Annotated in this window: 23 protein-coding genes; 10 read left to right on the top strand and 13 right to left on the bottom strand. The window is 49.8% G+C overall.

Features of this window, described 5'->3' with window-relative positions; translation table 11 throughout:
* Nucleotides 1-233 precede the first annotated feature (233 nt).
* Both J3999_RS00880 and J3999_RS00875 read left to right on the top strand, forming a co-directional pair.
* Nucleotides 234-644, top strand: a complete 411-nt coding sequence (locus J3999_RS00880) for a winged helix-turn-helix domain-containing protein (RefSeq protein ID WP_208126031.1) — start codon at nt 234-236, stop codon at nt 642-644.
* A gap of 193 nt (nt 645-837) precedes the next feature.
* Nucleotides 838-1,527 (top strand): TorF family putative porin, encoded by a 690-nt coding sequence (locus tag J3999_RS00875; protein WP_208126030.1) that lies wholly within the window; start codon nt 838-840, stop codon nt 1,525-1,527.
* A 130-nt stretch (nt 1,528-1,657) separates the two neighbouring features.
* On the opposite strand, the gene J3999_RS00870 is transcribed toward J3999_RS00875, so the two are convergent.
* Nucleotides 1,658-3,196, bottom strand: a complete 1,539-nt coding sequence (locus tag J3999_RS00870) for a dynamin family protein (protein WP_208126029.1) — start codon at nt 3,194-3,196, stop codon at nt 1,658-1,660.
* 295 nt (nt 3,197-3,491) lie between these two features.
* On the opposite strand from J3999_RS00870, the gene J3999_RS00865 reads away from it, so the two are divergent.
* Together J3999_RS00865 and J3999_RS00860 are read left to right on the top strand one after the other, a co-directional pair.
* The gene (locus J3999_RS00865) at nt 3,492-3,743 is read left to right on the top strand and encodes a helix-hairpin-helix domain-containing protein (RefSeq protein WP_243755220.1); all 252 of its coding nucleotides are present in this window, start codon (nt 3,492-3,494) and stop codon (nt 3,741-3,743) included.
* A gap of 13 nt (nt 3,744-3,756) precedes the next feature.
* Nucleotides 3,757-4,752, top strand: coding sequence for a DNA ligase (locus J3999_RS00860; protein ID WP_208126027.1), 996 nt, complete (start codon nt 3,757-3,759; stop codon nt 4,750-4,752).
* Nucleotides 4,753-4,799: 47 nt separating this feature from the next.
* On the opposite strand, the gene J3999_RS00855 is transcribed toward J3999_RS00860, so the two are convergent.
* The gene (locus J3999_RS00855) at nt 4,800-5,981 is read right to left on the bottom strand and encodes a pyridoxal phosphate-dependent aminotransferase (protein ID WP_208126025.1); all 1,182 of its coding nucleotides are present in this window, start codon (nt 5,979-5,981) and stop codon (nt 4,800-4,802) included.
* Nucleotides 5,982-6,288: 307 nt separating this feature from the next.
* Between J3999_RS00855 and uvrB the strand changes: the two genes are divergently transcribed.
* From uvrB to J3999_RS00840, 3 genes are all read left to right on the top strand, one after another.
* Nucleotides 6,289-8,328, top strand: a complete 2,040-nt coding sequence (gene uvrB / locus J3999_RS00850) for an excinuclease ABC subunit UvrB (RefSeq protein WP_208126023.1) — start codon at nt 6,289-6,291, stop codon at nt 8,326-8,328.
* Between the two features lie 115 nt (nt 8,329-8,443).
* On the top strand, nt 8,444-9,289 hold the full coding sequence (locus tag J3999_RS00845; RefSeq protein ID WP_208126022.1) for a hypothetical protein: 846 nt from the start codon (nt 8,444-8,446) through the stop codon (nt 9,287-9,289).
* A complete protein-coding gene (locus tag J3999_RS00840) occupies nt 9,273-10,346 on the top strand; it encodes a murein L,D-transpeptidase family protein (protein WP_208126021.1) in 1,074 nt (357 codons plus the stop codon). The genes J3999_RS00845 and J3999_RS00840 overlap by 17 nt, the downstream gene beginning before the upstream one ends.
* Nucleotides 10,347-10,427: 81 nt before the next feature.
* On the opposite strand, the gene J3999_RS00835 is transcribed toward J3999_RS00840, so the two are convergent.
* The 5 genes from J3999_RS00835 to J3999_RS00815 all read right to left on the bottom strand — a co-directional run bounded on the left by J3999_RS00835 (nt 10,428) and on the right by J3999_RS00815 (nt 15,674).
* Nucleotides 10,428-11,297, bottom strand: coding sequence for a M14 family zinc carboxypeptidase (locus J3999_RS00835; protein WP_243755218.1), 870 nt, complete (start codon nt 11,295-11,297; stop codon nt 10,428-10,430).
* 47 nt (nt 11,298-11,344) lie between these two features.
* Nucleotides 11,345-12,496 carry a PilT/PilU family type 4a pilus ATPase gene (locus J3999_RS00830; RefSeq protein ID WP_173285982.1) on the bottom strand — a complete coding sequence of 384 codons (1,152 nt, stop codon included), beginning with the start codon at nt 12,494-12,496 and terminating at the stop codon, nt 11,345-11,347.
* A 45-nt stretch (nt 12,497-12,541) separates the two neighbouring features.
* Nucleotides 12,542-13,579, bottom strand: coding sequence for a type IV pilus twitching motility protein PilT (locus J3999_RS00825; RefSeq protein WP_173285980.1), 1,038 nt, complete (start codon nt 13,577-13,579; stop codon nt 12,542-12,544).
* A 130-nt stretch (nt 13,580-13,709) separates the two neighbouring features.
* Entirely contained in the window at nt 13,710-14,186 is a 477-nt protein-coding gene (locus tag J3999_RS00820) for a DNA polymerase III subunit chi (RefSeq protein ID WP_208126019.1), read from the bottom strand.
* 6 nt (nt 14,187-14,192) lie between these two features.
* Nucleotides 14,193-15,674, bottom strand: a complete 1,482-nt coding sequence (locus tag J3999_RS00815; RefSeq protein WP_208126018.1) for a leucyl aminopeptidase — start codon at nt 15,672-15,674, stop codon at nt 14,193-14,195.
* A gap of 222 nt (nt 15,675-15,896) precedes the next feature.
* On the opposite strand from J3999_RS00815, the gene lptF reads away from it, so the two are divergent.
* Both lptF and lptG read left to right on the top strand, forming a co-directional pair.
* Nucleotides 15,897-17,048 carry an LPS export ABC transporter permease LptF gene (gene lptF, locus J3999_RS00810; RefSeq protein ID WP_208126017.1) on the top strand — a complete coding sequence of 384 codons (1,152 nt, stop codon included), beginning with the start codon at nt 15,897-15,899 and terminating at the stop codon, nt 17,046-17,048.
* Nucleotides 17,045-18,181 carry an LPS export ABC transporter permease LptG gene (gene lptG / locus J3999_RS00805; protein WP_208126016.1) on the top strand — a complete coding sequence of 379 codons (1,137 nt, stop codon included), beginning with the start codon at nt 17,045-17,047 and terminating at the stop codon, nt 18,179-18,181. Before lptF ends, lptG begins: the two co-directional genes overlap by 4 nt.
* Nucleotides 18,182-18,262: 81 nt before the next feature.
* Here lptG and J3999_RS00800 read toward each other — a convergent pair whose 3' ends face one another.
* From J3999_RS00800 to umuD, 6 genes are all read right to left on the bottom strand, one after another.
* Nucleotides 18,263-19,621 (bottom strand): phosphomannomutase, encoded by a 1,359-nt coding sequence (locus J3999_RS00800; protein WP_208126014.1) that lies wholly within the window; start codon nt 19,619-19,621, stop codon nt 18,263-18,265.
* A 72-nt stretch (nt 19,622-19,693) separates the two neighbouring features.
* The gene (locus J3999_RS00795) at nt 19,694-20,938 is read right to left on the bottom strand and encodes a nucleotide sugar dehydrogenase (RefSeq protein ID WP_208126012.1); all 1,245 of its coding nucleotides are present in this window, start codon (nt 20,936-20,938) and stop codon (nt 19,694-19,696) included.
* Nucleotides 20,935-22,506 carry a glucose-6-phosphate isomerase gene (gene pgi, locus J3999_RS00790; RefSeq protein ID WP_208126010.1) on the bottom strand — a complete coding sequence of 524 codons (1,572 nt, stop codon included), beginning with the start codon at nt 22,504-22,506 and terminating at the stop codon, nt 20,935-20,937. Before pgi ends, J3999_RS00795 begins: the two co-directional genes overlap by 4 nt.
* Nucleotides 22,503-23,372 carry a UTP--glucose-1-phosphate uridylyltransferase GalU gene (galU, locus tag J3999_RS00785; protein ID WP_208126008.1) on the bottom strand — a complete coding sequence of 290 codons (870 nt, stop codon included), beginning with the start codon at nt 23,370-23,372 and terminating at the stop codon, nt 22,503-22,505. The genes pgi and galU overlap by 4 nt, the downstream gene beginning before the upstream one ends.
* A 141-nt stretch (nt 23,373-23,513) precedes the next feature.
* Nucleotides 23,514-24,626, bottom strand: a complete 1,113-nt coding sequence (locus tag J3999_RS00780; RefSeq protein ID WP_208126006.1) for an HD-GYP domain-containing protein — start codon at nt 24,624-24,626, stop codon at nt 23,514-23,516.
* 146 nt (nt 24,627-24,772) lie between these two features.
* On the bottom strand, nt 24,773-25,360 hold the full coding sequence (gene umuD / locus J3999_RS00775) for a translesion error-prone DNA polymerase V autoproteolytic subunit (protein WP_208126004.1): 588 nt from the start codon (nt 25,358-25,360) through the stop codon (nt 24,773-24,775).
* A 214-nt stretch (nt 25,361-25,574) separates the two neighbouring features.
* Between umuD and J3999_RS00770 the strand changes: the two genes are divergently transcribed.
* Nucleotides 25,575-26,942, top strand: coding sequence for a Y-family DNA polymerase (locus J3999_RS00770; protein WP_208126003.1), 1,368 nt, complete (start codon nt 25,575-25,577; stop codon nt 26,940-26,942).
* Nucleotides 26,943-26,964: the final 22 nt, after the last annotated feature.

Below are 26,964 nucleotides of genomic sequence, written 5' to 3'. Positions count from 1 at the left end.
TCCTTTAAACCTGCTTTTGGAATCGAGGTTTTGGAGGCGTTATTATCGTGCTAATTCCTGCAAAGATTGTCAATCTTTTCAGGTTTTTTTTGATAAATTAAGTCCTGATTTAGAACGGTTTTTAAGGGACTTTGCTTTTTAAAGTTGATCTGGATCGTGGTTGAGCGTGATTTATGCGTTTTCTCTGATAATCCAATGGTTTCGAAGAATAATATGAGGTAGTTTTAATTGGTATGAGTCAGCCTAAACTGGACGAAGAGATTAAAGCGAGTGAAAAGATCCCGGGCGGAGCCTATTCGGATTGGGTTCACGCGCGTTTTTGGATTAAAGGGAAAAATGCCAGTTTTGTCGGTATCGGGCGGGTTGAGCTGCTGGAGAATATAGAGCGTTTCGGCTCAATGAACCGCGCGGCAAAAGAGATGGGCATGTCTTACAAAAAAGCCTGGAAACTGATCGACGAACTGAATGAGATATATGATGAGCCGCTTGTGGTTAAAGCGCAGGGGGGCAAATCTGGAGGAGGGAGTGTTCTGACGCCCAAAGGGAAGGCGTTGATCGCTCTTTTTCGGAAGATGGAAAAGGATTTTGAAACCTTTTTACAGCAGGCCAGCCAGCAAATTAAAGCTTTCAATTTAGATTTGTAATGGATTGGCGGCAGATTTTAATAGGGTGCATTGTTTGCACCAAAACCTTAAGTTAAAATACTCAAAAAAGACTTTAAATCAGGCGGGTTTTGTTTAGTTTAAAGTAACTTATTGATAATGTAATAGAAACGAAAACTGGTATTTAAGTTGTTTTTGTTTTAATTTAAATGACATCTTGATTGGGAGAGTGTATATGAAAAAATTATCTATCAAGCCTTTAATGGCAGCAATGGCCATTGCTGGCGCGGCTTCATTTGCCGCAGCTCCGGCAGCGCATGCAGAAGCAAGTGTTACGGCGAATCTGGGTGGTGTAACGAACTATGTATTCCGTGGTTTTGACCAAACCGGTGGCCTGTCTATGCAGGGTGGTATCGACTACCAGAACGACATGGGTATCTATGCAGGTATCTGGGGTTCTACTATGGGTGCGGATCAGAACGAATACGATTTGTATATCGGTTGGGCCGGCAAAATCTCTGATTTTGACTTCGGCGTAGGTTATACCGCATACAGTTACTCGGAAGAGGTGGGCGACTCTGATTTCCAGGCGTTTGAAGAAGTTAACCTGTCTGTTGGCGTGAGCATGTTGTCTTTCAATCTGGATCTAGGTAAAGATAATACCGGTCCTGATGAGCTTGATTACAACCACTATGCCGCTTCTCTTGATCTAGACCCATATATTACCGGTGTTTCTTTGACTTACGGTACGACCGTTTATGAAAATGATGATTTCGAAGATGGTGCGAGCTACTTTGACATCGCTTACGGCACAACTCTGGATTACGGTCTGGACTTTACTGCCAACCTGATCTTCAGCGGCGAAAATGCTGAAGACGATACCTACTTCGTAGTGGGTCTAAGCAAATCATTTGACTTGATGTAATTGCTTTTGTTTGGCTCCTTAAATTGATATGTTATGCCAGCGCGTAAGCGCTGGTTTTTCTGTTTGAGGGGTCGAACGATATTGCCTGATAATTCCTGAATTCAGGTTTCTGCTCGATCTCCTCGTTCTGTTATTTAAGTTTCTCTTCTTTTTCTTCCGATTGATTTTCCGACTCGGTTTTAACGTCCGGTTTCGGCGTGCTGTCGATGTTTTCGCTCAGTATTTCCTTATCAACACTTTCTGATTTCGATGGTCCGTTATCTTGCCCGGATGGGTTGGTAAACTGATCGTTAAGTTTTTGTATCGATTTTTTCGACGCCTGTCCGATTTTGCCGAGCAATTTTTGTGTACCTCGGCTCCAGCCTCGTGGATCTTCATTAAACAGGCCGCGCCAAAAACGTGTGCTGTGGGCTAAAGCATTTGCCAGACGCGACTCATCCTGTTGGCGCAAGGTTTTCTGTTGCCACTGCGATAATTTCAGACGGATAAACTGATGCAGGCTGAAACCAGCCGTTAAAATTGCGATGAAAAACAGGCTGGCAAAAATCGATGATTCGCCGATTGCGGTGACGATTGACCATTCGGAAAACGGGGTGTCTAAAGCGCCGAAGCTTGAAAGGATAAAAGTCAGGAGTAGAAAAATCCCTGTAAATGCGGCAGCGTCCGTCAACAACACTCGTCGTCGCCATTTAGCGAGTTCCTGTTTCAGGCGCGGAACCTGGGTTTGTGTGATTTCATGTGCGATATTTTCCAGGGTGCGGGCAATACGGTAACTGCGTTCTATACTGACCTTGTCCATGCGCTGCACGATCTTTTGAATATCCTTATCGCGTCTGCGCTGAAAGCGTTCTTTAACCGCAGGGTCGGAAATGGATTCGGCGGCTTCTTCATTATAGATGGCAAAAAAGTTTCCGCCGATCAGCCCTTTCGAAGACAAGGCTCTCTGCCAGGAACCGATGATTTCTTCCAGGTTATCGTCCTTGGCGGCAGTGTCGATCTGGTTAAGGATGTACAGTACTTTGTCGGCGTCATGACGGGTTCTGGTCGAGGCGACCAAGTGTTCTAAGGTATCGCGCATAGCCCCTGGCTCTGGATGGCGGGCATCGAAGAAGACCAGGACAAGATCCGACAAGTCAATGATATGGTTTGTCAGGCGCAGCGTTGCGTCCCTTTGCGAGTCGGCGTCAAATCCGGGAGAGTCGATTAGAATTTTCCCTCGCAGAGCGTCCGCCTTGGTGGTTTTCAACTGTAGGTAGCTGTCGATTCGACTTCCTTCTCCGAATTCGACCTGATCGATTTGATCGCTCATGCCGTAAAACGGAAAGCGTGGATCGGAGTCCAGTGCGAGTCCCGGCAGGGTGGTGATTTCGTCGCTGTTTCCGTGGCAGATCACGGTAAATTTATCGTCTACCGCCTGATTCCCGGTAGCCTGTAATTTTTTGCCGACATATTGATTAATAAAGCTGGATTTGCCCGCTGAAAAGGTTCCTAGTACTGAAATCAGTGGCCACCACGAAATATGTTCCGCATAGGACTCTGTCCGCGCTAATAGGCCGGTTTTATATCCCACCTTATCAAGATTTTTGTAACTTTGAATGATTTCCAACAGAACCGGATTTTCCAGGCTGAGAAGCTGTTCCAGTTTCTGGTAACGCTCTTTAGGGGTCATTGTGAATCCTTTAAAGTTGTTGAAAATGCAGAGTGGTTCATTGACTCATTTATTTTATCGCTATCTTTTGGCTATTGCTGATCTTTACCTGGAAAAGCACGGTACTAAGCTGCCTTCTAAGTTTATATTGATAATAAAGTTTCCTTTATCGTTAATAAAAATACATTTTAATAAGTATATTTGTTGCGTTGTATAAAAAATACTGTTTGTAAATCTGCAGGGTTTATGTGTATAAAATGCGTATGTATATAGTGTTGTATATGCATGTAGATAATTGTTGTTTTAGGAGGGTCTAATGAGAATTTTTTTATTGTTGTCTATGTTGGTTTTCAGTCATTTTGTTTATGCCAGTCCGGTCAATGTGAATACCGCTTCCGGTGAAGAAGTTGCTCAGGCATTGAATGGCATCGGTAGCGTCAAAGCCCAGAGAATTGTGGAGTACTGCCAGGAAGTTCAATGCAAGCAGCCGGAGGATCTGCTGAGTGTCAAAGGAATTGGTGTTAAAACGCTGGAGAAAATCCGTGAAGATTTACGCTTCGAGGATTAACGGATTGAAACATATGAGATCGCTTACGCTAAGCCCGGCCCTGCTGGGCTTTTTTGTAACCTTCTCCGGTTGCATGTCGAGTGGTGTCGCCAGTGCGGAAATAGCGACCAGACCGGAATTATTTTTGCCGACGTCATTGTCTTTATCGGAAGCAGGCCGTTTGATAGAAGTTTCCGCAGACGGAGCGGACGAGTGGTTTTTAAGCCGTAAGTATGATGGCGTCCGGGCCTACTGGAATGGAACAGATTTGTTGACCCGGCAAGGAAACCGGATCTCTGCTCCGGTCTGGTTTACCGATGCGTTTCCCTCTTTTGCGCTGGACGGCGAATTATGGAGTGCGACAGGTCATTTTTCGTTTATTAGTGGATTGATTCGCTCTTCAGTCGACAGTAGGCAATGGGAGGAGGGTTGGCGAGCTGTGACCTACCGAGTGTTTGAGGTTCCAAATCAGGCGGGAGGGCTTATGGCAAGGATGTCTATACTTAAAGATTATCTGCGGGCGTATCCGTCTAAATATCTGAAGCCGGTTGAGCAGTATCGAATCAGTTCCTCCAGACAGCTAAGGTCGTACTTCCGAAAAATCGTGGACGCAGGAGGGGAAGGGGTTATTCTCCGTAATGGGGTTTTAGAGTATCAGACGGGTCGATTAGAAAGTGTGGTTAAAGTAAAGCCATACAGTGATGCAGAATGTATTGTTGTCGGCTATAGGCCGGGTAAAGGGCGGTTGCAGGGTAAGGTCGGTTCTTTGTCGTGTGCTTTGCTGAATCACCAGAAGTCTCGCCTGTTCCCCGAGTTACCGGTTTCTTCGCAGACGATTATTTATCTCGGTTCAGGGCTGAGTGATCGAGAGCGCATGGATCCTCCTGAAGTTGGCGCGATGGTTACATTTAAGTATAGTGGTTTGACTCGGCATGGTCTGCCACGTTTTGCAGTTTACATTCGACAGAGGTTTTCCGCTCAGGAAGTTCGCAGTTTAAATCTGGAGAGCCAGCCGTTCGAAGCACAATAAAAAAACCGCCACAAAGGCGGCTTTTTATTTAAGGATCGAATTAACTGTTAAGCCTGCATATAGGCCTCGATGCGATCCAGAGCGGCGACCAGGTTTTCCATGCTGGTTGCAAAAGAGATTCGCAAGTGACCTTCGCTGCCGAAGCCGGAACCCGGAACCGCGGCAACCAGTTTTTCTTCCAGAATGGCGGTGGCGAAGTCGGCATCCGTTGCAAAACCTTTCATTTTCATGGCTTCTGAGATATCCATAAATGCATAGAAAGCACCGTCGGCATGCAAGCATTTAAAGCCCGGAATGCGGTTAACGCGCTCGACGACATATTCGTGGCGTTTCTTGAACTCCACCAGCATTGTCTGAATACAATCCTGAGGGCCGTTCAGCGCTTCGACCGAGGCCGCTTGCGAAATAGAACAAGGGTTCGATGTGCTTTGCGATTGAACTTTGCGCATTGCCGCAATAATATCCACCGGGCCTCCGGCATAACCGATACGCCAGCCGGTCATGGAGTAGGCTTTGGAAACACCGTTCATGACGATGGTACGCTCATACAGTTCCGGCGACACTTCGAGGATATTGGTAAAAGTTTTGTCGCTGAGCATGATGTGTTCATACATGTCGTCCGATGCAATCAGGATCTGCGGATGCTTGGCCAATACATCACCGATCGCCTTCAACTCGTCAGCACTGTAGACGGCACCGGTCGGGTTGGACGGGCTGTTCAGCACCAGCAGTTTGGTTTTCGGGGTAATGGCGGCTTCAATCTGTTCGGCGGTAACTTTAAAGCCCTGTTCAATACCGGCGTGGATAATGACCGGTTCACCGCCTGCCAGCAATGCCATGTCCGGATAGGAAACCCAGTAAGGCGCCGGAATGATTACTTCGTCGCCGTCATTCAGGACGGCTTGGCATAGATTATAGAAACTTTGCTTTCCGCCGGAGGAGACCAGAATCTGGTTGGCTGCATACTCCAGATTGTTATCGCGCTTGAATTTAGCCTGAATCGCTTCTTTCAGGTCGGCAGTTCCGTCCACCGCGGTATAACGGGTTTCTCCGTTTTCAATGGCGGCAATCCCCGCGGCTTTAATATGATCCGGCGTATCGAAGTCAGGCTCTCCTGCACCGAGACTGATAATGTCTTTGCCGGCACGTTTCATTTCGCCGGCTTTAGCGGTAATAACAAGAGTAAGAGAAGGCTTTACTCGATTCACGCGATCGGATAGAAGGGCCATTGTATTGTTGTTCTCCACAAATTCTCGAGCTTGTATAATACGCACGCCGGAAGGGTAAAAGAGGCGATCTCGAAAAGTCCCTGATCTGCTCCGGAGCTCTTCCGGTAGGATCGATTAGAGTTGCTGTGTTCAAGTCTTTGCGAAAGACTCGGCTTTCCTCTTTAAAGTGCGGGATCAAAACCCATAAAAATTCCTACAATGGGTTTTTCGAGATGCCCTGTCGGGAAGGGGCGTAAAATCATTGCTCTATTACAAAAATATTACTGGGCATTTTACTGGATTTAGGGGTAGTTAAAAAGGAATAATTGTGGCGAAAACTGCTAAGAAATTTGAATTAGTCTCATCCTACGCCCCGAACGGCGATCAGCCGACAGCGATTCAGCAACTGGTTGAAGGTTTGCAGCATGGCGAAGCGTATCAGACTTTGCTTGGGGTAACCGGCTCCGGTAAAACGTTTACCGTTGCCAATGTGGTTTCTCAAGTTCAGCGCCCGACCATTATTCTGGCGCATAACAAAACGCTGGCCGCCCAGTTATACGGCGAGATGAAAAGCTTTTTCCCCAACAATGCTGTGGAATATTTCGTCTCCTATTATGACTATTACCAGCCGGAAGCTTATGTCCCTGCTTCTGACACCTATATCGCCAAGGACTCATCGGTCAACGAGCAGATAGAACAGTTGCGTTTGTCGGCAACCAAAGCATTGATGGAACGTCAGGACGTTATTTTGATCGCGACAGTCTCGGCCATCTATGGTCTTGGTGACCCGGAAATGTATTTGAAGATGATTCTGCAGTTGCGTCTCGGCGATGAAATTTCTCAGCGAGATATTCTGCAGCGTCTGACCTCCATGCAATACACCCGCAACGATATCGAACTGTGGCGTGGTACTTTCCGTGTTCGCGGCGACGTGATTGATATCTTTCCGGCTGAAGCGGAAGAGTATGCGGTACGTATTGAGCTGTTTGACGATGAAGTTGAGCAGATTGTTTGGTTTGATCCTTTAACCGGTGAAACGCTCAGTAAGCCGAGTCGCGTCACAATCTACCCGAAAACCCACTATGTTACGCCGCGCGAGCGCGTATTGGAAATGATCGAGCAGGTTAAGGTCGAGCTTAAAGAGCGTCTGAGCCAGTTGCGCGAAATGGGCAAGCTGGTCGAAGCCCAACGTCTCGAAGAGCGCACCAAACTGGATATCGAAATGATGATGGAACTCGGATACTGTCAGGGGATCGAGAACTACTCGCGTTATCTTTCCGGAAGAGGGCCGGGCGAACCGCCGCCGACTCTGATGGATTATCTGCCCAAAAACGCCTTGATGGTCATTGATGAAAGTCACGTCACCATTCCTCAGATCGGCGGGATGTACAAGGGAGACCGATCTCGTAAGGAGAATCTGGTGACCTATGGTTTCCGTCTGCCGTCGGCGATGGATAACCGCCCGTTGAAGTTCGAGGAGTTCGAGCGACTCATGCCGCAGACCATTTTTGTTTCTGCGACGCCGGGAACCTATGAAGGCGAGCATACCGATACGATTATCGAGCAGGTAGTGCGGCCGACCGGTCTGGTTGATCCGGAGCTGGAAGTGCGTCCGGCGTTGACTCAGGTTGATGATCTGCTGGGTGAAATCAAAGTCCGCGCGGAAAAAGGACAGCGCATTCTGGTGACCGTTTTGACCAAGCGGATGGCAGAAAACCTGACCGAATACCTTGAGGACCACAATGTTCGGGTGCGCTATATGCATTCGGATATCGATACGGTTGAGCGGATTGAGATCATTCGCGATCTGCGTCTCGGAGAATTCGACGTTCTGGTCGGGATTAACCTGCTGCGAGAAGGGCTGGATATTCCCGAGGTGGCACTGGTGGCAATTCTGGATGCCGATAAGGAAGGTTTCCTGCGCTCCGAGCGCTCGCTGATACAGACAATCGGGCGTGCGGCGCGAAATGTCGATGGTAAGGCGATTCTGTATGCCGATAAAATTACCCGTTCGATGAAAGCGGCGATGGACGAGACCGAACGGCGTCGTGCAAAGCAGATCCGTTATAACGAAGAGCGAGGGATCACGCCGCAGCCGTTGAACAAGAAAGTATCCGATATCCTTGAAGGATCGCCTTACGCCGCCAAATCCACCAGCCGGAGCAGTACGGCAAAAGTGGCGGAAAGCAGTTCGGATTATCATGCAGAAGAGCAGATGACCCCGGCACAGATTGCGAGCCATATCAAGAAGTTAGAGAAAAAAATGTATCAGGCGGCCAAAGATCTCGATTTCGAAACGGCCGCCGGTCTGCGTGATCAGATTAAATCTCTTAAATCGAGCATGGTCGGAGTTGGAGATTTAGGCTAGAATAGCCCGCTTGATGGAAATTTTTTACTTTGGGATAGAAATGGATAACGGTTTCTTGTCGGCATATAAAAAGTCTTGTCGAAAGTCATATCAATACATTCGGAAAACGTCTTTTGTGCTCGCGTTTGCAGTCGCGTCCGCCTTGCCGCTAAGCGCCGCTCATGCAGCCGCTCAGGAGTCTTTTCTGACGCCGAAACAGCAGGCGCAGGCGTTTAAGGAAGGGTGGGTCGCCGCGCAACGTGATGACTTGAAAAAAGCCTATAAGATTTGGAACCAGCTTAGTCAGAATCCCTCTAATGCGCCGGAATTAAAGCGAGCCTTGGAAAACAATCTGGCGGTGGTGCTTATGCGTCAGAAGAAGTACGATCAGGCGCAAAAACGCCTTGACGCCGCTTTGCAGGCCGATCAACAGGTTGCCAAAACACTGGATAATTTAAATCAAATATACGCTTATCAGGCACAGAAGGCCTATAACCGTGTTTTTGAAAAAAGCAAACTCAAAGAGCCGAAGGGCGATTGGCTGGTCATTGATCTAAACAGATTGGCGAAAACGGAAAACACTCGTCAGGATAAGAAGGGCGCGCCCGAGAACCGCTTCAGCGAAGCCGCATTTGAGGTGACCGGTCTGGTGGAGGGCTGGCGTCAGGCATGGGCCAGCCAGGATGTTGATCGTTATCTGAGTTTCTACGACGATCGTCAGTTCATGCCCAAAAACGGTATGGATTATGAAGCCTGGGAACGCAGTCGTCACCGCAGTCTGCGCAATCCGGAATTCATTAAAGTGTATCTGGATGATGTTCAAGCAATTGAAATCACAAGTGAATTAGTCAGAGTGGATTTCAGACAGCGCTACAAGTCTGACCGCTTTCAGGATACAATCCATAAAGTGCTGTTATGGAAAAAAGATCGCGGCGACTGGAAGATCATTCAAGAGGAAGTAGTTTATGCTAAGAAAAACTAAACTTGTTTTCGCTTTGTCTCTGGCGGCCTCCCTTCAGGTGGCGCAGGCTGACGAAGTTTTACAGGTTGAGCAGAAACTACTGTCCGGGTTGCAATCCATGCAGTCCCTGTCGTTTGAACAGGCATTGAATACTTTTGATCAGCTCAGCGAAGAGCATCCCACTTACAAACTGGTGCAGTTGGTCAAAGCGGATCTGCTGGCTCTGAAAGCGGGGCAGCCGAGTATGATCGATGCCTATCGCAAGGCGCATAAAGACGAAATCAGCAAGCTGGAAGACGAAGCCAAGGTGCGCTGGGAATTTGCCCAAGGTGCGCTGCAGCAAAACTCCGGTTTTGATCATTATGTGCTTAAGGCCGGGCCACAAAAAAATATTGTCATTGTCAATTTGCAAGAGAGCCGCCTGTATCTGTTCGGGCGCAACGCAAAACAGCAGATTGAGCAGTTGGCTGACTACTATGTCACCATCGGTGCGAAAGGTGCCGGTAAACAGCGTGAAGGTGATCAGCGTACTCCGATCGGGGTATATCATGTCGTTGATATGATTTCAGATGACAAGTTGCCGGATCTGTACGGTGTTGGCGCTCTACCGCTGAATTATCCGAATAAATGGGATCAGTCTCTGGGTAAAACCGGTTCCGGTATCTGGTTGCATGGCGTTCCGCGTAATACTTATACTCGTGCACCGCGTTCAAGTCGGGGCTGTGTGGTTCTGAATAACAGCGCCATGCAGAAACTGCTATCCGAATACAAGCTGCCGCTGAGTACGCCGATTCTGATCGTCGACGAGGAGAGCGAAAACCTGAATTTCAGTCTGGATTCCAAGTATCTGGTTAAAGAGGTTCGGGCATGGTTGGGCGACAATCAGCCGGAAGTCGATTGGTCGCAGGTTAGTGTTTACCTTTATCCGAACGAAAAAGACCTGTTCTATGTGACTTATCCTGCCAAGGAGGAGGATAAGATGGTGCACCAGTTCTGGCGCCGGGATATGGAAGGGGATTGGAAAGTGGTGCTTCAAGACACTGAAAACAATGAAATCAAATATGTCTTCCGTCGTTAGTCGGGATACATCGTTCAGTAATAAAAAAGGCCGTTGCAATAACGGCCTTTTTTATTGGTTGCAAGAGAGCCAAGCAGTAATTTAGAAATCCTTTTCCTGATGCTCAATCTTTTCGTTGGACCACTGTTCGATATCCTGCCACATCTGTACGATATCTTCTTCTTTCGGCATACTGCCGGCCGAGCGCAATTCAAGCGTCAGAACCGGAATCTTTAGAAACTCGCCGGCATAGCGCCCCAAGGATCCCGGATAGGTCCCAAGCTCACGATGGGTCAGGATGCCGATCTTGGTTGGTGTTGCATGTTCCGGACCATCGTAGTCCAAAAGACCGTAAGGCGCGTGAATCGAGATAATTGCGTCCGGTTGGAAGCGTTTGATGGTATCGACCAGCCAGCGCGTTTCCACTTCAGAAGCCGCTGTTGGGCCGGGATAACGGCGTTTATTTTTACGGTAGTACTGCTTCCAGAAGTTCAGGGCGGCGTCATCCCAATCCGGTGTCGGGAAGTTGCGGTTCAGATCCACTCCGCGGGCGTTGACACGGGTGGCCGGATCGCTGCGGAAAAGTCCGTCCGGGTTGGCGATCGGCAGGAAAAGCCAATGGTGTTGCGTCGATTCCCGATTATTGAGCATCGCCTGCATCCACAGGTAGGTGATACTGATCGCCGAATATTCGTCGCCATGAATACCGCTGATAAAAAGGATTTTCCCTTTCGGAAGCGCTGGGGTTTCTTTGTCGGGATCGCTGTTTAGAGGCACGAACTCTTTATAAGTAAGCAGACGTTTTTCAAAACTGCGTTGATCGGCGACCTGCAGATCTAATTCCTTGCAGCCCTGGTATTGAATCGTGCGCAGTTTTTCGGCCCATTCTTTACAGTAGCCGTCGATTGAAGTTTGAGTCCCGCTTAAAGCATGAGCGGAAGTGGTTGCCAGCCCCAGGCAGAGACCGGCCATTCCGAGTAGAAGCGATTGGTTAATTATTTTTTTTGTTTTTGAAAAGATCATTCCGTACTGGTTTCTCTTAAGGTAAAGCCCTGTTCTTCGGAGGTATCTCCCATTGCCATTGGTGGCGGGCGCTTACTGTTAAGTTTGATGTTCAGGCGCAGATCATTCATGGCATCGGCATTTCTCAGCGCTTCTTCGTAGCTGATCTGTCCGGTCTCGTAAAGTTCGAACAGATGCTGGTCAAAGGTCTGCATTCCCTGAGCCGTCGACTTGGCCATAATCTCTTTGATTTCACTGACACTTCCCTGAAGAATCAGTTCGGCGATGCGCGGCGAGTTGATCAGAACTTCTACCGCCGCGATCATTCCCCCGCCGATCTTAGGGATAAGTCGCTGCGAGATGATAGCACGTAAGTTCAAAGAAAGATCGAGTAAAAGATGGTTTTTATGGGTAACCGGGAAGAAGTTGATAATCCGGTCCAGTGCCTGGTTGGTGTTGTTGGCGTGCAGTGTCGATAAACACAAGTGTCCGGTTTCGGCGAAAGCGATCGCATGTTCCATGGTTTCCCTGGCGCGAATCTCCCCGATCAGAATGACGTCCGGCGCCTGACGCAGGGTGTTTTTCAGAGCGTTTTCGTATGAGTCCGTATCGACGCCGACCTCGCGCTGCGTCACGATGCATCCGGCATGACGGTGGATAAATTCGATCGGATCCTCAATGGTAATGATATGCCCCTGAGTTTCATGGTTGCGTACCCCGATCATACTGGCCAGAGTGGTTGATTTACCGGAACCGGTTCCACCGACGATCAGAATCAGTCCGCGTTTTTTCAAAACCAGTTCTCTAAGAACCGGCGGCAGGTTCAGGGAGTGAAAATCAGGGATTTCAGTATGTACCGAACGGATGACCATTCCCGGAGTACCGCGCTGCACGAAAACGTTAACACGATAGCGGGCGCGACCGGAAATACGGTAGGCGAAGTTGGCTTCCGAAGTGGTCTGAAAAGTTGTCAGCTGATCATGGTTCATGATCTCGTAACAGAGTTCGCGAGCCATATCCTGAGTGACGATGTCTTTGGTCAGATTAACCAGTCCACCGTCTTTTTTCATGACAATCGGTCGACCGGCGGTTACAAATACGTCGGAACCGTTCTGTTCGGTAAAGTGAACCAGAAGTTTTTGAAAATCGGTCAGTTCCTGTTCGCTCATAGTAAAAATTCCTTGTCTCTGGCGCTCCTCGTCTGACGACGGGGATTAGCTGAAGTTTTGTTTGTTGACCGCTTTGGAGCGGGCCGTTTCACGGGTGACGATGCCGCTTTCCATCAGGCGTTTCAAATCCTGATCCAGTGTCTGCATGCCCAGTTGGTTCGAGGTCTGGATAACCGAGTACATCTGCGGAATTTTCGCTTCACGGATCAGGTTTCGGATGGCGCTGGTTGCGAGCATGATTTCGTGAGCAGCGACACGGCCACCGGAAGTGTTCTTAAGCAGGGTTTGCGAGATAACCGCTCGCAGGGATTCCGACAGCATTGAGCGCACCATTTCTTTTTCTGCAGCCGGAAACACATCGATAATACGGTCAATGGTTTTCGCTGCCGAACTGGTGTGCAGGGTCCCGAATACCAAGTGTCCGGTTTCCGCTGCCGTCAAGGCAAGACGAATGGTTTCCAGATCACGCATTTCCCCGACCAGAATGACATCCGGGTCTTCACGCAGCGCGGAACGCAGTGAATTGCTGAAGCTCTTGGTATCTCGGTGAACCTCACGCTGGTTGATCAAACTCATAATGGGCTGGTGTACGAATTCGATCGGGTCTTCGATCGTCAGGATATGCGAGGCAAAGTTTTTATTAACGAAATCGATCATCGCCGCCAGAGTGGTCGATTTACCGGAACCGGTCGGTCCGGTTACCAGTACGATGCCTCGCGGGAAACTGGAAATGTCTTTGAAAATCGGCGGCGCTTTGAGTTCTTCCAGGGTCAGGATGTCGCTCGGGATAGTACGGAATGCGGCGCCGATACCGCGGTTCTGCATAAAAACGTTGACACGAAAACGCGCCAGTTTGGGGATTGCGAACGAGAAATCGGCTTCCAGTTCCGCTTCGAAATGCCGTCTTTGCGCATCGGTCATAATGTCATAGATCAGGATCTGCAGTTGCTCGGCTTCGAAGTCGGGCGCATCGATACGGGTGATGTCGCCATTGATTCGCAGAATCGGCGGTTGACCCGATGAGAGGTGAAGGTCGGAAGCGCCTTGCTCGACGCTGAAAGTCAACAGGCTGGTAATATCCATAAACATACCCCGGGGCGATTGGTAAAAGATGCAATCAATTATAGTTAATGGGGGTTTTAAAGCCTAGTTTAAGAGTGAACTATTGCTTTTTGAGATGTGCTAAATCATGTTTTGTATATGTAAAGCGCCGTTAGTCGAAGCCAATCTTGTGTACGGTCGGTGTCAACTGTCTCTGCTGGTAGTCTTTCCAGCGCACCCTGCCTTTCTGAACCAGGAATTCGGATTGGTCAACGATTTCGATAGTTCGTTGGTAATCCGAGTAATCCTCGCAAAAATCCGGGTGAAGATTGATCAGAACGTCCTTACTTTTTTTGGACAGGCGTTCGCCGAAAAGCTGAATCGGTGCCGCCATTTCATGCATCACCGAATGCGGAATAAAGCTGGTCGCTTTCCAGTTCCATAACGTCAGTTCAAAGCGACGCGCATCCTGCTCGGAAGCAAAACGCACATCACATTGACGTCCCTGCCGATAAATCTTATTAAGCAGTTGGCACAGAAACCGGTCTCGGCTCTGCTGGTCTGTGCTGTTCAAGATATAAAACAGCACATCCCGAGCCGCCTCGTTTTCGACGTTTTCCTGTGGGGTCTTCTGATGATCTTCGCTCATCGTTGATCAGCTTTTTGCCTGCTGGTTCAGGAACTCGATCATGGCCGGAACCGGACGGCCGCTGGCGCCTTTGTCCTTGCCGCTGACCCAGGCGGTCCCAGCGATGTCCAGATGCGCCCAAGGGACTTCTTTGGTGAAACGAGCCAGGAACTGTGCGGCGGTAATGGTGCCGCCTGCGCGTCCGCCGATATTCGCCATATCGGCAAAATTCGATTTAAGCTGTTCGTCCCACTCTTCGCCAAGCGGCAGCTGCCATAGACGGTCGTAAGTTTCTTCACCGGCGGCACGGATCTGATCGACCAGACTCTGGTCGTTACCGAGAATACCGGAAACGTGGTTGCCCAGAGCGATAATGCAGGCACCGGTCAAAGTCGCCATATCAATCACTTTAGACGGTTTGTATGTCTGCTGGGCATAAGTCAGTGCATCGCACAGAATCAGACGACCTTCGGCATCGGTATTGAGTATTTCGATAGTCTGTCCGGAAAGTGAAGTGACGACATCGCCCGGTTTCGCCGCTTTTCCGCCCGGCATGTTTTCGGTGGAAGGAATGACCGCGACGACATTGATTTTCGGCTTCAACTCGCCAAGTGCTTTAAAGACACCCAGAACGGTTGCGGCACCGCCCATGTCGTACTTCATTTCGTCCATGGATTCCCCCGGTTTAAGCGAAATACCGCCGGTGTCGAAGGTGACCCCTTTACCGACCAGTGCGATCGGTGCTTCATCGCCGCCGCCATTGTATTCAATGCAGATCATCTTCGGCGGAGTTGCGCTTCCCTGTGCGACAGCCATAAACGAGCCCATGCCCATTTCCTGCATCTGCTCTCTTTCCAGAATATGCGCTTTAAAGCCATAGGTATTGGCCAGTTCTTGTGCCGTTTGCGCCAGATAGGAAGGTGTGCAATAGTTTGGCGGCATATTCGCCAAATCCTGGGTTAATTCCATACCGAGTGCAGTTGCCTGCGCCAGAGAAAGGGATTCCTGAGCCGCGTTAACGGTAAAGCTCATGGCATTCAGTTTCGGCGTTTCATTACTGAAAGTTCCGCGGCTCGGGTGAGTGTACTGGTAGAAGCTTTTCTGAAAGATCAGAGCGTTCTGGCGTGCCGACCAATCGCTGTTGCGTCCTTTGGGGGCGACTTCGGCCAAGCCGTTAAGAAGTTGGTCGCAGCCGCTGGCTAATACCTGTTTGGCAGCGTTCTGTAGCGCGCCAAGATAAGCTTTGTCGCTCAGCTTGTCAGTGTCTCCCAATCCAACCAGGAAAAGTCTTTGCACGTCCACATCCTTTGGCATACTCAACATCAGGCAGCTGCCGGTTTTACCAGTGAAGTCACCGCTCTGGTGCAGTTGGCTGATCAGGTTCTGAATCTGGATCTTATCTGTCAAATCGTTGCTGATTAGATTGCCGTCGGCATCTACCGCGACGATCAGGCTGTCAAAATGATTTAGAGTTGAGCTGGCGGTTGCGGAAAATTGAATTTTTTGCATAGTCTTGATTCTTTCATCCTTTAAGTTATGGCAAGCCCGGAGCTTGTCAGGAGAAGGGCTGTGGATATTTTGGGTTATTGAATCATAAATGACGCGGAATATCAGCTTTGAAATCGATTTCTGCAGGTTCAGCCAATCGTTTCGCCAGTATGCGGCTATAATAGTGGCAGTTTGCGATAATCTTAATAATCACTTAACTCATCATCTTAATGGAACGGCACTTTGCGCATTATCGATAAGATGCTCCTTAAGGAGCTTTTATGGTCTTTTTCGGCTGTACTGATTGTCCTGTTGCTGATCACTTTTGGTGCCGAAGCGACTAAGCTTCTGGCCATTGCAATGGAAGGCAAACTGCCGGTGGCGGTTGTCGGTCAGGTTCTGTTGTTGAAACTGCCGACGGTCCTGGAGTTGATACTGCCTCTCGCGACCATGATCGGGGTCATGCTGACATTCGGCCGTCTGTATCAGGATCAGGAAATGGTGGTTCTGAATTCCTGCGGCGTTGCGCCGAGTTATTTTCGCCGTTTGCTGCTGTGGTTTCTGCTGCCGCTGACGCTGCTTGGCGTTTCGATTACGCATTATTTTTCACCCTATGCTTTATCACAGGAAAGGGTGTTGCTGGATAAGCAGGAAGTTGTCTCTCCGGTTGCGGCATTGGTACCTGGAAAATTTAATTCGCTACCCGGAAACAGAGGTGTTTTTTATGCCAAGGCGATAGCCGCCGATGGTGCTCTGGAAGATGTCTGGGTCAAATTTCTCGATAAGCAGAACGACTTGATTCTAATGGCGCCCAAGGGTCAGTTCATTACCCATAACGATCAGGTTATCCTGAGACTGCAACAGGGCTGGCGTTATCAGAACCTGAATCTGGCACTGGGCGTCGAACCGACTGAGGATCGTGCAGAACAAACCTTTGAAGTGCAGTATTTCGAATCTTTTGAAGGCGTTCTACCCGAACTGACCGGAAGTCGACGTGATCCTGAAAAAGAAGAGTTGTCTACATGGACGTTGCTTGATTCCGAAAACCCCAAAGAACAGGCCATTCTGCAGTGGCGCATAGCCGCTCCTTTGGGGATTTTGGTTCTGGGGATGCTCGGCCTTCAACTTTCCAGAACCGGCCCGCGCCAGGGTCGTTTTTCGAAGGTCTTTATCGCCATCGTATTCTTCATCCTTTTCAACCAGTTGTTGATCGCCGGGCGAAATGCAATTGAAGACGGTTACTGGCCGGCAACGATCGGGCTTTGGCCGATTCCTCTGCTGTTTTTGTTTTTCTCATTGGGCGTTTTCGGTTGGCTGAAACATCGTATGGCTCCTGCATTTTCAAAATCCGCCGCTCCAGCGGATCAGCGATCCGTTCATAAGGGGGAGCGATGAATCTTACGGAACGTTACCTAGGTAAAACGGTTATCTCTTTCAGCCTTTTGGTTCTGATGGTGCTGGTCGCTTTGCTGAGCTTTTTTGAGGCGTTGTACCAGTTTGGTAAGGTGAACGAAAGTTTTACTTTCGCGAAGGCGACATTGTTCGTCGCGTTGAAAATTCCGGGCTACTTTTCCGAGTTGTTTCCGGTCGCGCTGTTGATCGGGACTTTAATGGGTTTGGGATCTTTAGCCAATCACGGCGAACTGACGGTTTTGCGAGTGACTGGCTGGTCAATCCGACGTATTTTGTTTGCGGTCGCCAAAAGCGCGTTTCTGCTGTGGTTAGTGATTGCATTGATCGGCGAATATGTCGCGCCACAGAGTGAGTCCTATGCGCAGAAAATGCGTATAGAGGCGTTGAATAAGAGTCTTTCCTTAGGAAATTCGCAGGGTTTCTGGGTCAAAGATGGCGAGCGCTATATTCATATCGGGCGGGTTGTGTCCGCCGAAGAGTTGCGTCAGGTTACTCTGTATCACCTTAAAGAAGGGCGTTTACAGAAAGTGCAGTCAAGTCCGAAAGTCGTGTATGACGAGCGTCGCGGCTGGAAAATGCAGCAGGGCCAGGCCATGGGGTTGTTGTTCACCGATCTGCCTGACGATCTGAGTCGAGTGCTTCTGGAGGATAATGCTCAATTACAGCCGGAGCGTCTGCGCCAGTTACGTTTGAAATTCCAGAAACTTGATCAGACTCCTCTGGGGTTGCCCTTTGCACCGGATGATCTCGCCAAGCTGGATATGGATAGCCGTTATTTGAGTCTTGTCGATCTCTATGCCTATATTCAATTCCTGCAGCAGAATGAGCTGGATGCAGGGCCTTATCTGCTGGATTTCTGGCGTAAGCTGGCAATGCCGTTGGTCGCTTTCGCGATGCTGGCGATCGTTTTTCCGTTAATTTTCGGGTCTCAGCGTCAGATCAGTACAGGGCAGAGGGTGTTTGTCGGAATCGTCGTCGGTCTGGGCTTTCAGCTGGTCAATATGCTGATCGGTAATCTGGCTCTGGTCTACCAGCTTCCGATCGCGCTGGGCGCTTTTTTGCCAGCGCTTATTCTATTGGCCATCGCATTGCTTTGGATGCGTCGGCTGCCGTAGCCTCTTAAATCCAATGAAGGGATCGCTGTATCCGTATCAACAGGCGGAGGCTATCGGCTTGGCCATTCGGCTATTCCGGCATTATGCAAATTGATCTATTATCGCCTCGACTTCTTTGACTTTTTGCGCCACCAGTTGCGGGTCGCCACGGCTTTCTACATTCAAGCGCAATAACGGTTCGGTATTGGAGGTGCGGATATTCAGCCGCCATTGGGCGAACGCCAGGCCAACGCCGTCAGTCAGATCAATTTCGGGATTCTGATCGGCATAGTGGTTTTTGACCGCGGCGATGATTTTATCGCTGTGCTCAACTTTGTAGTTCAATTCCCCACTGCACGGATAGGCCGCCGCACGTTCACGGATCAGTTGGTTCAGTGATTTCCCACTTCGACTCATCAGCTGCATAATCAGCAGCCACGGAATCATGCCGCTGTCACAGAAGAAAAAGTCTTTGAAATAGTGGTGTGCCGACATCTCTCCACCATACAGTGCGTCGATTTTGCGCATATGCTCTTTGATAAAAGCGTGTCCGGTTTTCGACTGCACCGGAACCCCTCCGGCCTGGGTGACCTGTTCTATCGTGTTCCAGGTCAGACGTGGGTCGTAGACGATTTTGGCGCCGGGGTGATTTTTGAGCAGGGTTTCCGCGAGCAGGCCGATCAGGTAATAGCCCTCGATAAAGCCGCCGTTTTCATCGAACAGAAAGCAGCGGTCAAAATCGCCATCCCAGGCAACGGCAAAGTCCGCGTGGTGTTCGATCACTGCATCTGCCGTGACTTTGCGGTTTTCCGGGATCATTGGGTTGGGGACGCCGTTCGGAAAATTACCGTCCGCTTCGTGGTTGATGCGGATGAATTCGCAGGGCAGGTGTTCGGCGAGCAGATCGAACGTCGGCCCGGCTGCACCGTTGCCGGCATTGACGACGATTTTGAAAGGTTTAATGTTCTCAAGATCGATATAACTCAGCAGCTGTCGGATATAGGCGTTCTTATCGTGTTTAGGCAGGATCTGCGCAGCGGGTTCGACTCTGGGAATGAAGTCCTTTTCCTGCACCCGTCTCTTCAGCTCCAACAGACCGGTGTCTTTGCTGATCGGTTTTGAGCCGGTTGTAACCAGTTTCATGCCGTTATTGCCTTTCGGGTTATGGCTGGCGGTAATCATGATACCGCCATCGGCCTGATAGTGACTGGTCGCGAAATAAACTTCTTCGGTTCCGCACAGGCCCAGATGCCAGACTTCAACGCCGCTCTCTGTCAATCCGCGGCACAGGGCTGCGCTCAATTCGGGACTTTCCAGGCGGATGTCGTGGCCGACCACCACGTTTTTCGGGGTGAATTCGCTGGCATAGGCGCGCCCGATCTGGTACGCCAGATCGCTATTCAAATCCACGGGAACTTCTCCGCGAATATCGTAGGCTTTAAAGCAGCTGAGGTTTTGCATGAGGTTTTCCGTGAGTAAAGAAAAAAAGCCCAAAATAATTTTGGGCTTTGCAGTAAATATTGAGAGGGAGAGCTAACGTCCGACCCCGAAATAGGTGAAGCCGTTTTCCTGTAGCCAGATTTTATCGTACAGGTTACGACCGTCAAGAATGACCGGCGCGGCCATTTTTTCCCTGAGGGTCGTAAAGTTCGGACTCCAGAAGTTTTTCCATTCGGTCAGAACGCATAGCGCATCGGCCTGGTCGAGACAGTCATACATAGTGGCATGGGTATGAATGCGTGCACGCTGTTCACTGTTTAGATTCGCCTGCATCCAGTTCTGGAAAATATCATCCAGTTTGGGATCGAATATATGCAATTCGCACCCTTGATGCAGAAGGGCTTCAATCATGACCAGACTCGGCGCACCGTCGATCGAATTGGTGTTGGGCTTATAGCTGACCCCCCAAATGGCGATTTTCTTCTTATCCAGGTCGCACTGGTAGTGTGTCCAGAGCTTACGGAACAGGAGTTCTTTCTGCTGCTGGTTGATGTTGTAGACCGATTTCAGCAGGTTCTCTTTCGAGCCGGATTCGTCGATCAGCGTCTGCACGCGCTCCAAGTCTCTTTCGAGATAGGCGCCACCGAAGCCGACGCCGGAATACAGATAGGAGAAACCGATACGGTGATCGGAGCCCAGTCCCTGGCGAACTTCTTCAATATCGGCGTTCATCTGTTCGGCTACCAGCGCCAGCTCGTTCATCAGGCTGATTCGTGTCGCGATAAGCACGTTGGTCGCGTACTTGGTCAAAATTGCCGATTCCGGCGTCATTTGGATAAAGGTGTCGCGGAAACGGTTGAAAGGCGCCAGTAAACGGCGGAATTTTGCGACTGCATCGCCGTTGGTCGCACCGATAATGGTCCGATCCGGACGTTGAAAGCCTTCGATTGCCGCACCTTCCGGAGCAAAGTCCGGATTGATGATAATCGGCATTTGCGCCGCTTCGATAATGTCGCGAACGATATGAATACTGAAATTGGAGCGGATGATCAGACAGCTATTGTCGTGTTTCTCTTTGGCCAGTTTTGCTGTTATTTTCAGAGCCTGCGAGCAATCACCATCGCCATAGGCGAAGATATGAAAATCGGCATTTACCTGATGGCTTTCTGAGACCTGCAAGGTCTCAAGCTCCATTTGTTGTTTGAGCAGTTTCTTCAGACCCGGTTCGGCCAGTTCGTTTGGGATTTGACCGATCAGGGTGACGTTATTTCCGGTCTCGGCGAGACAGGCGGCGGTAACCAGTGCGCTGATGGTTGAGCCAAATACGTTAATAATCATGTTTTATGTTCCCAGATTTGCTGCAGAATACCCTGTGTTGACTGATCCAGTTCGGATGCATCTCGTTGATCTATCGATTCGAGGATACTCAGGGCAATTTTCTTACCGAGTTCAACCCCCCATTGATCGAAAGGATTGATATTCCAGATGACCGATTCGGTAAAGACTTTATGTTCGTAGATCGCGACCAGCATTCCCAGATGGTAGGCATCGACGCGTGTGAGCAGCAAGGTATTGGAAACCTGGTCTCCAGGGTAGTGTTTGTGCGGGTCGTCACTTTGTTGTCCGACCATCATGGCGCGGCTTTGCGCAAGACAGTTGGCGATATTCAGGTTCTGGTGGAAAGTAGAGCGTTCGTCGCTTCCCTGTCCTTCCTTGAACAGAATAAAGTCGGACATAACACGCTCTGTGCCTTGATGCAGCAGCTGATAGAAGGCGTGCTGAGCGTTCGGCCCGACTTCACCCCACAGGATCGGACAGGTACGGTAATCGACAAAGGTGCCGTCGCGTTGCGTGTGTTTACCGTTACTTTCCATTACCAGCTGTTCAAGGTAGCCGGCGAAATGCTTCAAACGCGAGTCGTAAGGTAGAATCGCCTGTCCGGCAAGGTTAAGGAAGTTGGTGTTCCACACGCCGATCAGGCCAAGTAAGGCAGGGATGTTTTCTTTGAAAGGGGCGTTGCGGAAATGCTCATCCACCGCGTGGGCGCCTTCAAGCATTGCTTTAAAACCTTCCATGCCGTGCTGAATCGCGATAGTCAGGCCGATACTGGACCACATTGAAAAACGTCCGCCGACCCAGTCCCAGAAGGCCAGTTGCATTTGCGGCAGGATTCCCCATTCGCTCATCTTGGCAGGGTTGGCTGAAACACCGATAAAATGACGCATAATCGCGTTTTGCGACTGGCAGTTACTTTGACAGTTGGCTTTCATCCATGACTTTGCCGTTTCCGCTAAGGACAGGGTATCAATGGTGGTGAAAGATTTAGACGCGACAATAAACAGGGTGGTTTCAGGATTCAGCTTGGCCAGCAGAGATTGCAACTGACGGCCATCCAAAGTCGAAACGAAGTGGATGGCCGGGCTTTGCGGAAGCTTTTGCATTTCCAGAGCGTGGGTAATCATCAGTGGTCCGAGGTCGCTGCCGCCGACACCGATATTGACGACATCGGTAATCGCCTTGCCCGAATAACCGCGCATCTGTTGGAGGTGGAGTTCCTCAACGATAAACGCCATCTTATCCCACTGCTCGGCAACTTCCTGAACCGGGTTGCTGACATTGCGCAGTGCGGTATGCCAGGCTTTGCGGCCTTCGGTGTGGTTCAGTTCGTCGCCGCTGATGAGGCGTTCGATCCACTGTTTCAAATCGGCTTCTTCCGCCATTGAAACCAGTCCGTCAAGCACCTCTTTAGTGATCTTCTGCTTGGAAAAATCCAGCATGATGCCCGGCATCTGAACATGGAACTGGGCAAAGCGTTGCGCGTTATCGGCAAACAGACTGTTGAGGTGGGTCTGTTTGAGTTGTTCGGCCTGAGCGCTTAGGGGTTGGTAAGCTTTAAGCTGCTTCATTTAATCTCCGTTTCCAGCCATTCCTTGAACTCTTTACCGAGTTCCGGATGTTGCATGGCAAATTCGACAGTTGCTTTCAAGTAGCCTAATTTATCGCCGCAATCATAACTTTTGCTGGCGCTTTGATATGCCTGAGCACCGCGCTCTTTCATCAGGGTCGCGATCGCGTCAGTCAGTTGTACTTCGCCGCCGGCACCTTTCGGAGTTGTGTGCAGGATACCGAGAATCCGGTTGTCGAGAACATAGCGTCCGGTAATTGCCAGATTGGATGGTGCTTCCTCGTTTTTCGGTTTTTCGACCATGCCGACCATATTGGCCGACTGGCCCGGATCCATCTCAATCCCCTGGCAGTCGACCACGCCGTATTTATGCACATCTTCGTGAGCCACCGGCTCAACCATAATCTGGCTCTTGCGGCTGGTCTGGAAGGCCTGCACCATCTTGGCCAAATCGCAGGATTTCGAATTCAAAATTACATCCGGCAGAATGACCGCGAAATCGTCATCGCCGATAATCGGTTCCGCGCACAGAATTGCGTGCCCAAGTCCAAGCGGAGCAGGCTGGCGGATGGAGATGATATTGGCGTCGCTTGGCAGAATATTGTCAACGACGTTGATCAGCGAGTGTTTCCCTTTGTTTTCAAGCGTCGTCATTAATTCAAAATTATGATCGAAGTGGTTTTCGATAGCGTTTTTCGAAGAGTGGGTGACGAGAATGATATCGGTAAATCCGGCGCAGATCGCTTCGCAGACAACATATTGAATCAGGGGCTGGTCAACCAGCGTAATCATCTCTTTGGGAATGGCTTTGGTAGCAGGTAAGAATCGGGTGCCGAGTCCGGCAACGGGGATCACAACTTTTTTCATCTATTCGCTCTTGTTTTCAGTTTTTGTATTTCGAATAAGGCATATTTTCATTCTAACCAATAATTATTGAATTTCTATGAACTCGTTTAAAAAAAAACGGAACGCGTAGTTTTGCATTTTATTCGTATAGAATACTAAAGTTTATTGTTGTTTTTTGTCAGGGTGGCGGTTGGCAATTTCGAGCAATTGCGTTTTGATCTGCATCAGAGCCTCCAGTAAGACCGGTTGAAAATGTGTACCGGATTCGGCCAGCATCATCTCCAGCGCTTCATCCTGAGAAAAGGCTTTTTTATAGGGCCGCTCGCTGGTTAGCGCATCATACACATCGGAAATCGCCATAATCCGTGCTGACAGGGGGATGTCTTCTCCGGCCAGACCATGCGGGTAACCGGAACCGTCCCACTTTTCGTGATGGTAGTAGGCGATCTCTTGAGCCACCTCCAGAAATTGACCGCCGTTGCCCATGGACTCGGCGGCACGTTGCAGAATGCGGAAGCCTTTTTCGGCATGGGTTTTCATGACGGTAAATTCTTCGGAGGTCAGTTTTCCCGGTTTGAGCAGAATATTATCCGGAATAGCGATTTTACCGATGTCGTGCAGAGGGGCGGATTTGGTCATAAGTTCGATCTGCTCGTCGCTCAGACGTGCGGTAAATTCGGGATTTTTAGCCAGCTCTCTGGCCAGAGCCTGCACATAATATTGTGTTCGGCGGATGTGATTGCCGGTCGCCTCATCGCGAAACTCCGCCATTGAGGTCATGACAAAGATACTGCTGTCCTGCAGGCGATTGATTTCGTTAAGACGTTGCGTGACTTCTTCTTCCAGAGTTTCCGCGCGCTGACGAATTTTTTCTTGAGCGTATCTGAGTTTGAGTTGCGTGTCGATTCTGGCTTGCAGCACGCCGGGGTTGATGGGTTTGGAAATGAAATCGTTGCCGCCGATTTTGAGTCCGTGTTCTTCATCGGCTGGCTGGTTCTTGGCGGTAATGAAAAGAATCGGAATGTCTTCGGTTTGCGGATCTCTGCGCAGTCTGGTGCAGGTTTCAAAGCCGTCCATCACCGGCATCATTACGTCCAGCAGAATCAGGTCGGGTTTGTGTTGGGCGATGACCTCCAGCGCTTTTTGGCCGTTGGTGGCGATGCGGGTTGCGAAGCGATGACTTAAGAGGTCAACAAGAAGTTTCAGATTAAGGGGCTCGTCATCGACACAGAGAATCATTGGCCGATTGTCAGTAGTCGCTTCTTTTCTATCCATAAAACTTACCGCCGAGAAAAATCCGGATTAAATAATGACTGCTACGCAAAAGGTATCAGTGGTTTTATACTATTCGCTTACAAAAAATAAGTAAATGTCGTAGGGTAAGTTTTATTAATAACCGTGTTTTTCAGGTGGCGGAAAGTTTAAAACTGGTGGATGCAGGAAGTCACAACACCCCAGATCACCATATCACTCTCTTCGTTGACTTTGATTTCCGGGTAATCGGGGTTTTCCGGCAGTAGAAAGGTGCCGTCTTGACGAATTGCCAGACGTTTGACCGTTAATTCGCCGTCCAGGGCGGCGATGACAATTTTTCCGCTCTGCGGAGACTGACTCCGGTCGACAACCAGAATATCGCCGTCAAAGATTCCGGCATCGCGCATCGAATCGCCCTGAACTTTCAACAGGAACGAACTGTGACGGTTCGGCGCCAGCTTTTCGTTTAAATCCAGGCGCGCTTCGACAAAGTCGTCGGCGGGGGAGGGAAAGCCTGCGATCACCTTATGACTGTACAGCGGCAGCAACTGCTCCGCTTCGTCTACCATACCGCTGAGAGCTTCCAACTGCTGCAGACTGGCATCGCTGAGGTTTTGTTTGTAGTTGTCGAGCCACTGTTTGACAGTATCGACCTGAGACTCCGGAATGCGTACAACCTTAGTCGCTTCGCCAAAAGCGCCGCTGCCTTTTTTGCGTCCCGCACCGCTTCGTTTTCCGCCATGTCCTATTGTCATAAATCGATTTCCATTTGAGTAAGAGTAACGTTTACCGTTCGACTTTCCGCAAAACTGCTCCATATTGTATCGGTTTCGACCGAGGTAAATGGAAGCTTGTCGCCTTTGATATTTAACCGCTTGAAATAGCTTAATAAAATCTGCTTGTTTATGTTGTTCTCTTTGCCGTAGAATGCAATTTTTGGATATTGTAACACAAATCAAAAGAGGTTGTATGGGGCGAATCTTTGCGCTGATCGACGGAAATGCTTTTTATGCGTCTTGTCAGATGGCTTTTGAGCCCGCTCTGCAAGGGCGGCCTGTGGTGGTTCTGTCCAATAACGACGGCTGTATCGTTGCCGCCAATGCCGAAGCCAAAAACCTTAATAGTGAGTTGCTTGCCAAAGTAAAAAGCCTCGGTGACGGCGGTTATTATGCGGCCCGGCCGGATAATATGATGTTTCAGCCTTATTTCAAAGTGAAATGGCTGCTGGATAAGCATCGGGCCAAGGTATTCAGTTCGAATTACGAGCTCTATGCGGATATGTCCAATCGAATGCACCAGCTTTTAGGACGCTTTGCGCCGCGACAGGAAGTGTATTCGATTGATGAGTCCTTTCTGGAATTTACCGCGGTACACCCGTCGCTTTATCCTCAGGGGTTGGCCGCTTATGGCGAGCAGATCCGCGTTGCGGTCAGACAGGATCTGGGCTTACCGGTGGCGGTCGGGTTCGGGTCAACGAAAACGTTGGCCAAACTGGCTAATCATCTGGCAAAAAAGTTGCCGCAGTATCAGGGAGTGTGTGATTTGACCGCACTGCCGACCGAGGCCCTGTCACGGCTTTTGAAACAGGTTGACGTCGGGCAGGTCTGGGGCGTCGGCAGGCGTCTGAATCAGGCTTTGCGCCGGGATGGTATTATTACGGTGGAAGATTTGCGACAGGCCGACAGAGCACGCCTGCGAGTCAGGTATGGTGTGGTGCTGGAACGGACTGCGGCGGAATTAAACGGTATTTCCTGCTTGCAGCTGGAACAGGTGCGAGGCAAAAAACAGATTGTCGTGTCGCGTTCGTTTTCACAGAAAGTGAGTGATTTCGAACGCCTTGCCGAAGCGTTGATTGTTTACAGTTCGAGGGCGGCGGAGAAGCTGCGGCGGCAGAACAGTGTCTGCCAGATCGTGACGGTTTTTATTCGCACCGATCCTTATGCGCCGGAAACCTATTATGCACCGAGTCATGCGACCAGTCTGATCTATCCGTCGGATAATAGTGTGCTGTTTGCCAAAATCGTCAGACGCGCCTTGAGACAAATCTGGCGACCGGGATTCCGCTTTCACAAAGCCGGGGTGGTTTTGTCCGAGCTGCAACCCAAGACCCAGCTGCAACTGGATCTTTTCGCCGCGCAACCGAAGTTTTCCGCCAATCCTCGTCAGGATAAGTTGATGACGGTAATGGATCAGCTAAACCGCAAGCACGGGCGCGGCAGTCTGTTTTTGGCTTCAAGCGGATCGAGTCGCCCGCAAGGTTGGCAGATGGCACGTAATTTACTGTCGCCGCGTTATACGACGCGTTGGGAGGATATTCCGATTGCCAAGGCTAAGTGATTGTTATATTTTGGTTTTATGT

This window comes from Thiomicrorhabdus sp. 6S3-12, from assembly GCF_017571475.1.
Lineage (GTDB): Bacteria > Pseudomonadota > Gammaproteobacteria > Thiomicrospirales > Thiomicrospiraceae > Thiomicrorhabdus.
The sequence above is the reverse complement of the archived record's forward strand: the minus strand, read 5'-3'. Positions and strand labels throughout refer to the sequence as shown.

Coding starts and splice junctions, on each gene's coding strand:
- J3999_RS00880 (WP_208126031.1), top strand. CDS start 234: ATGAGTCAGCCTAAACTGGACGAAGAGATTAAAGCGAGTGAAAAGATC.
- J3999_RS00875 (WP_208126030.1), top strand. CDS start 838: ATGAAAAAATTATCTATCAAGCCTTTAATGGCAGCAATGGCCATTGCT.
- J3999_RS00870 (WP_208126029.1), bottom strand. CDS start 3,196: ATGACCCCTAAAGAGCGTTACCAGAAACTGGAACAGCTTCTCAGCCTG.
- J3999_RS00865 (WP_243755220.1), top strand. CDS start 3,492: ATGAGAATTTTTTTATTGTTGTCTATGTTGGTTTTCAGTCATTTTGTT.
- J3999_RS00860 (WP_208126027.1), top strand. CDS start 3,757: ATGAGATCGCTTACGCTAAGCCCGGCCCTGCTGGGCTTTTTTGTAACC.
- J3999_RS00855 (WP_208126025.1), bottom strand. CDS start 5,981: ATGGCCCTTCTATCCGATCGCGTGAATCGAGTAAAGCCTTCTCTTACT.
- J3999_RS00840 (WP_208126021.1), top strand. CDS start 9,273: ATGCTAAGAAAAACTAAACTTGTTTTCGCTTTGTCTCTGGCGGCCTCC.
- J3999_RS00835 (WP_243755218.1), bottom strand. CDS start 11,297: ATGGCCGGTCTCTGCCTGGGGCTGGCAACCACTTCCGCTCATGCTTTA.
- J3999_RS00830 (WP_173285982.1), bottom strand. CDS start 12,496: ATGAGCGAACAGGAACTGACCGATTTTCAAAAACTTCTGGTTCACTTT.
- J3999_RS00825 (WP_173285980.1), bottom strand. CDS start 13,579: ATGGATATTACCAGCCTGTTGACTTTCAGCGTCGAGCAAGGCGCTTCC.
- J3999_RS00820 (WP_208126019.1), bottom strand. CDS start 14,186: ATGAGCGAAGATCATCAGAAGACCCCACAGGAAAACGTCGAAAACGAG.
- J3999_RS00815 (WP_208126018.1), bottom strand. CDS start 15,674: ATGCAAAAAATTCAATTTTCCGCAACCGCCAGCTCAACTCTAAATCAT.
- lptG (WP_208126016.1), top strand. CDS start 17,045: ATGAATCTTACGGAACGTTACCTAGGTAAAACGGTTATCTCTTTCAGC.
- J3999_RS00800 (WP_208126014.1), bottom strand. CDS start 19,621: ATGCAAAACCTCAGCTGCTTTAAAGCCTACGATATTCGCGGAGAAGTT.
- J3999_RS00795 (WP_208126012.1), bottom strand. CDS start 20,938: ATGATTATTAACGTATTTGGCTCAACCATCAGCGCACTGGTTACCGCC.
- pgi (WP_208126010.1), bottom strand. CDS start 22,506: ATGAAGCAGCTTAAAGCTTACCAACCCCTAAGCGCTCAGGCCGAACAA.
- galU (WP_208126008.1), bottom strand. CDS start 23,372: ATGAAAAAAGTTGTGATCCCCGTTGCCGGACTCGGCACCCGATTCTTA.
- J3999_RS00780 (WP_208126006.1), bottom strand. CDS start 24,626: ATGGATAGAAAAGAAGCGACTACTGACAATCGGCCAATGATTCTCTGT.
- umuD (WP_208126004.1), bottom strand. CDS start 25,360: ATGACAATAGGACATGGCGGAAAACGAAGCGGTGCGGGACGCAAAAAA.
- J3999_RS00770 (WP_208126003.1), top strand. CDS start 25,575: ATGGGGCGAATCTTTGCGCTGATCGACGGAAATGCTTTTTATGCGTCT.